General features: G+C 41.1%; 6 protein-coding genes and 1 pseudogene. 2 read left to right on the top strand and 5 right to left on the bottom strand.

The window, feature by feature from the left end; translation table 11 throughout:
• The 3 genes and pseudogenes from AC1DSE_RS30445 to AC1DSE_RS30435 all read right to left on the bottom strand — a co-directional run.
• Window positions 1–519, bottom strand: a pseudogene (locus tag AC1DSE_RS30445) (ATP-binding protein); the annotation flags it as partial.
• Window positions 512–877, bottom strand: coding sequence for a response regulator transcription factor (locus tag AC1DSE_RS30440; RefSeq protein ID WP_076265936.1), 366 nt, complete (start codon window positions 875–877; stop codon window positions 512–514). The pseudogene AC1DSE_RS30445 and the gene AC1DSE_RS30440, both read right to left, overlap by 8 nt.
• A 200-nt stretch (window positions 878–1,077) precedes the next feature.
• The gene (locus AC1DSE_RS30435; RefSeq protein ID WP_054024760.1) at window positions 1,078–1,344 is read right to left on the bottom strand and encodes a CD3324 family protein; all 267 of its coding nucleotides are present in this window, start codon (window positions 1,342–1,344) and stop codon (window positions 1,078–1,080) included.
• Between the two features lie 612 nt (window positions 1,345–1,956).
• On the opposite strand from AC1DSE_RS30435, the gene AC1DSE_RS30430 reads away from it, so the two are divergent.
• A complete protein-coding gene (locus tag AC1DSE_RS30430; protein WP_441886293.1) occupies window positions 1,957–2,466 on the top strand; it encodes a C40 family peptidase in 510 nt (169 codons plus the stop codon).
• 64 nt (window positions 2,467–2,530) lie between these two features.
• On the opposite strand, the gene AC1DSE_RS30425 is transcribed toward AC1DSE_RS30430, so the two are convergent.
• Both AC1DSE_RS30425 and AC1DSE_RS30420 read right to left on the bottom strand, forming a co-directional pair.
• Complete coding sequence (locus AC1DSE_RS30425) at window positions 2,531–3,313, bottom strand: Cof-type HAD-IIB family hydrolase (RefSeq protein WP_477528717.1); 783 nt, start codon at window positions 3,311–3,313, stop codon at window positions 2,531–2,533.
• A 120-nt stretch (window positions 3,314–3,433) separates the two neighbouring features.
• Window positions 3,434–4,165, bottom strand: coding sequence for an RNA polymerase sigma factor (locus AC1DSE_RS30420; protein WP_477528716.1), 732 nt, complete (start codon window positions 4,163–4,165; stop codon window positions 3,434–3,436).
• A 183-nt stretch (window positions 4,166–4,348) separates the two neighbouring features.
• Between AC1DSE_RS30420 and AC1DSE_RS30415 the strand changes: the two genes are divergently transcribed.
• The coding region (locus AC1DSE_RS30415) for an ATP-dependent Clp protease proteolytic subunit (RefSeq protein WP_477528715.1) at window positions 4,349–4,671 on the top strand (323 nt) is incomplete at its 3' end.

The raw sequence follows: 4,671 nt of genomic DNA, 5'->3' as shown, positions 1-4,671 counted from the left end.
CAGCTGTACTTGTTTCTCAAAATCACGTGAATAGCTAATTAGTTTATTTACAGGGTTATCCTCACCTGCGGATACGAGGACGCGAAGCGCTTCATAATTTTGAGCTTTTGAATATTCAATCGCTTTCGGCAAAATGTTTTCAAAGTAATCAACGAAAAAGGACTCAATATTGTTCATCACTTCTTGTTCCGTTGCATTAATCGGATAGGTTTTGATTTTTGCTAGAGATTGATCGAGCAGCTTCTTCTCCGAAAAAATCTGCTTATATTCGAAATCTGTTAAATAGACATAGTAACCGCGCGCTCTCAAAATAATATCATTGGAATGATCGGCAATTTGCGCGACAAGCTCTTGCTTCTCTCTCATTTGAACCGTTTCGGACTCATAATTTTTTAATATCATAACCGAGATTGTCAGCACGGCAACRGCCCCAATAAGAATAAGCGATAAAGCAAGTACCATCATCGCTACGAACTGTCGTGTAATTCTTTTCTTATAGAAGAGACGCAGCTTACCCACGTAACATCTCCTCTACCTTATCGATTAGCTCAAGCGGACTGAAGGGCTTAGACATAAAGCCATCGGCGCCAGCGAGCAGCACTTTCTCTTGTTCGGCTTGCTGGCTCTTCGCTGACAGCATAAGAATGCATGAATGCTTGCGATCCTCCAGCAGCCTTGTTTTCTCTATGACTTCAATACCTGTCATCTTAGGCATCATGTAGTCTAGAATAATTAAATCAAAGTTAGTGTCCACAATTTTTTGTAACGCTTCTTCCCCATCAGCCGCTTCTTCGAGCGCATAACCTTCATCTTCGAGCGTATCCATAATAAGCATGCGCAGAACCGGCTCATCTTCTGCAATTAATAATGTTTTCATTTTCTTAATCCTCCACTGCCATTTGTTCTAGTGTTCATTCGACATCTATCGCCAAAAATACATCCATTAACATTTCGACGTTCGACAAAAAATCCCTCTTAAAGGTTTGTCTTAGTTGTGTCAATCCTACTTTTTACTCAATAATGACAACAAAAAAAGCAGATGCTCGCGGCAATCTGCTTTTTTTCAATATTTTTTCATTATCGTGATTTAACAATGATCTTACGAATGCTTTCGCATGATAAATGATATTTCCGCTCTAGATCAGCAACAGTCCAACCATTCGAATAATACAGGTAAATTTCTTTGTTTCGTTCGGCAAGCAGTTTCCGTGTGCCGCTTACCTCACCCCAATGCGCACGTTTCTCCGCAAGCTTAGGCACATAGATCAAATCACCTTGAATGTATTTTTGCAGCTCTTGCAATAGACTAGGGGGAAGCACGTCTCTCCCATTTTTGTAGTTCACAATAAATGTCCTCCTCGAACAAGCTAATCTTTTTAGAATTGTTTGCAGCAGTAGTGTTAATCAACATTTTTTGCTTCCTCCTTTCGATTTTTGGTAACGCTGAGTTTTTGTTGCAAGCAATAAAAGCCATGGATGTTATTCCCTCCACTTGAACTTCTTTCTTGTTGCACTTTCTTATTATATTGTAAGCATTTTCAGATGACAAGAAATGTTTAACAATAATTCCATTAATATTGGTTAGAACATTTTTAAAAGTAAAAAGGAGACCTTGCGGTCTCCTTCTAATGAGCGATCTCCGTTAAACGGAGATCACCTCCAAGTTGTTAATCAAATCGATCAGCTCCTTTCCTCAAGATTCGTCGGCCCGACTTCATCAGTATATATCCTGTATCCAGCTTGGCGATAGAGTAAAAACACTTATAAATGAACTTTACCAAATGGACAGCTGTCAAGTGAGAAAAAGTGAGTATTTTATCATCACTTTTTAATAAAGTTGTTTTTATTCAGCAGCAGCAAGGGTTTGCTTCCTCATAGGTAATTAGTGGGCATTTAATGTATGTTATGGTATTTCTAGCACATCACACAGACTACCTAATTTCAAGGAGGAACATCATGAATAACACAAAGAACAAAAAGATTAGTAGACTTATCGCAGGTGTTGGAATCAGCTTATCTATTGCCATTGCCAGCGTGCCTGTCATAGCGCCTCAAGAAGCAAACGCAGCAACGGTATCAAGTACGTCCAAAGCAAACAGCGTCACTGCAACTGGAAAAAAATATTTGGGCGTGCCTTATAAATTTGGTGCAAAATCAGGTATTACTAGCGCGTTTGACTGCTCGTCTTTCACGCAGTACGTATTTAAGAAAAATGGCATTAGCTTGCCAAGATCTTCTAAGCAGCAATCGAAATCCGGCACTTATGTTTCGAAAAGCAATCTTAAACCAGGCGATCTTGTTTTCTCTGACACGAATCGTGATGGCATCATCAATCACGTAAGCATATATATCGGTAATGATAAACTCCTTCACACTTACAGAGTAGGTGTAGGCGTAACCATTTCCAAATTCAAAGGCAGCACATGGGACAAGCGTTATGTAACTGCTAGACGCGTAATTAAATAGTACGATAATAGGCAGATCTCTATTAAAGAGATCTGCCTTTATTATTCCGTGAGGCGTGCCTGCCCTAATCTTTTAATAAACCAAGCATGCGCAGGCCATACATAATGCCGTCCTCTGTTACATCCTTCGTTACATACCGTGCGGCTTGCTTCACTTCATCGGGTGCATTGCCCATCGCAACGCTGTGATAGACATATTGCATCATTTCCAGATCGTTTAAACCGTCGCCAAATGCATAAATATTTTCACGGTCGAAACCGGATCGTTCAACAAGAGCATGAATTCCTTTTGCCTTTGAGCCACCAGGCGGTAAAATGTCACTGCCAAACAAATGCCAACGAATGRAGCCGAGCTCAGAAAAATTTTCCTTGTAGCAGCCCTCATCCTCTTGCTTGCAATAAAGCAGGCACTGATAAATATCTTTTCCTACATAATAATCAGGTTCCATAGGCGGCAGCTTCTTTTTTAACGGTTCGTGGGCATCCTCTAAATAAGCGGTTTCATGTGTACTGGAGCGCATACCTTCCGGTGTCATATAGACTAAAGGATGATTATTATTTAGAGTAATTTGCGTAAGCTCTGCAAGTCGGTCAGGATTAATCGAATGGCTGTACACAACTTCTCCATTGTACACCACGTAAGAGCCATTAAAGCTAACATAGGATTCTATGTTTAATTGTTCGCTAATGGGCTTCAGCATAAAGGGCCCTCTTCCCGTCGCAATAACGAGTTCATGGCCAGCTGCTTTCAATTGCTCAATCGCTTGGTGCGTAGATGGCGGTATTTTCTTCTCGTGATCAACCAAGGTACCGTCAATGTCAAAAAAAATAAGCTTGCGAGTCATCATTGTTTGCCTCAATCCTTCATATTCTATTCCTCTATTATAGCTTATTTCATAAAATTCTGCGTGGAGCTGCATACAGCAAATAAACCGACGCCTGCTGGCATCGGTTTTTTTCTTTATTGCTTATGCAGCCATTTGCACATTCACTGGGTTAGCAGCAAACACATGTGCTCCGCTTCTTGAGGCTTTGCGCTTATTGTTCTGTGCGATACCTACTAGGATTGGCGCTTCAGAAATATCTCGTTGTGCAAGCTCAACTAAAAGAGCTACATCCCCCGTCTGATAAGCAACCGCCATCGCTCTTAAGAAGCTTCGCAAATACTCATCATCAGGTAGTATAACAGCCTCTGCCTTCAGTTCCCGCTTGACTGCTTGCAAGGCTTCACGCGCGCGGTAATGGGCAGCCTTGATTGCACCAGGCGTCGTATTTAGCCGCTCGGCAGTTTCTTCGATTGAAAAATGARGCACATCGCGCAAAAGAAACACAGTTCGTTGTAAAGGTGACAGATGTTGCAAGAGCGCGTACATCGCTTCTTCATGGTCAAGACTGCTTGAATAAGCTGCTATATCCAATGGCTTCGCTTGCTGGATGAGAAGTTGATATTGATTTTTTCTTCTTCGCTGGTCAATCCATGTATTTTTGGCGATGCGCAGCAACAAAGCTTCCGGATTATTGTGATTTGAATCAACAGCTGCCCGCAGCCCTTTTAGCCATGTATCCTGCACTAAATCCTCTGCATCCCATTTTGATTTTGTTAAAAACAAACAATATCGCTCAAGTGTTTTTTGAAGCTGATCAAGGTCAGCCTCTGTGCTTTTTACTACTGTATGGGGTAAAGATTTCAGTTCATTCATCATTATACCTCCTCGGCATTTACCTCTCTTCATCTTCTCAAAAAGGAGAACATCCTTATTGAAGTAAACGAATGAAGTGCGTCAAAAGATACGCTTCTTTCAAAAATTTTTCCCGTATCTTTTTTTAATTGTTATTCGTTTACTAATCGAAACCAAACAACATCCATTTGGAGGTAAAATACGATGAGTAATTATGTACCTTATGTAGTCGAGCAATCCAGCCGCGGTGAAAGATCCTACGATATTTATTCGCGATTGCTGAAGGATCGCATCATTTTTTTGGGCTCTGCAATAGATGATGTAGTCGCTAACAGCATCGTTGCTCAATTATTATTTCTTACCGCGGAGGATTCTGAGAAAGAAATCTCGATGTACATTAACAGCCCAGGCGGCTCCACTTCTGCCGGATTCGTCATTCTTGACACGATGCAATTTGTGAAAGCTCCAGTACACACTATCTGCACGGGATTCGCTGCTTCTTTTGCAGCTATACTTCTGCTTGCTGG

The organism is Paenibacillus sp. 01L418, from assembly GCF_056400045.1.
Note: the sequence above shows the minus strand (reverse complement) of the source record. Positions and strands in the feature narration are given on the sequence as shown.

What these genes read in the sequence shown, in the direction of transcription:
- AC1DSE_RS30430 (WP_441886293.1), top strand. Translation starts at nt 1,957, where the DNA reads ATGAATAACACAAAGAACAAAAAGATTAGTAGACTTATCGCAGGTGTT.
- AC1DSE_RS30440 (WP_076265936.1), bottom strand. Translation starts at nt 877, where the DNA reads ATGAAAACATTATTAATTGCAGAAGATGAGCCGGTTCTGCGCATGCTT.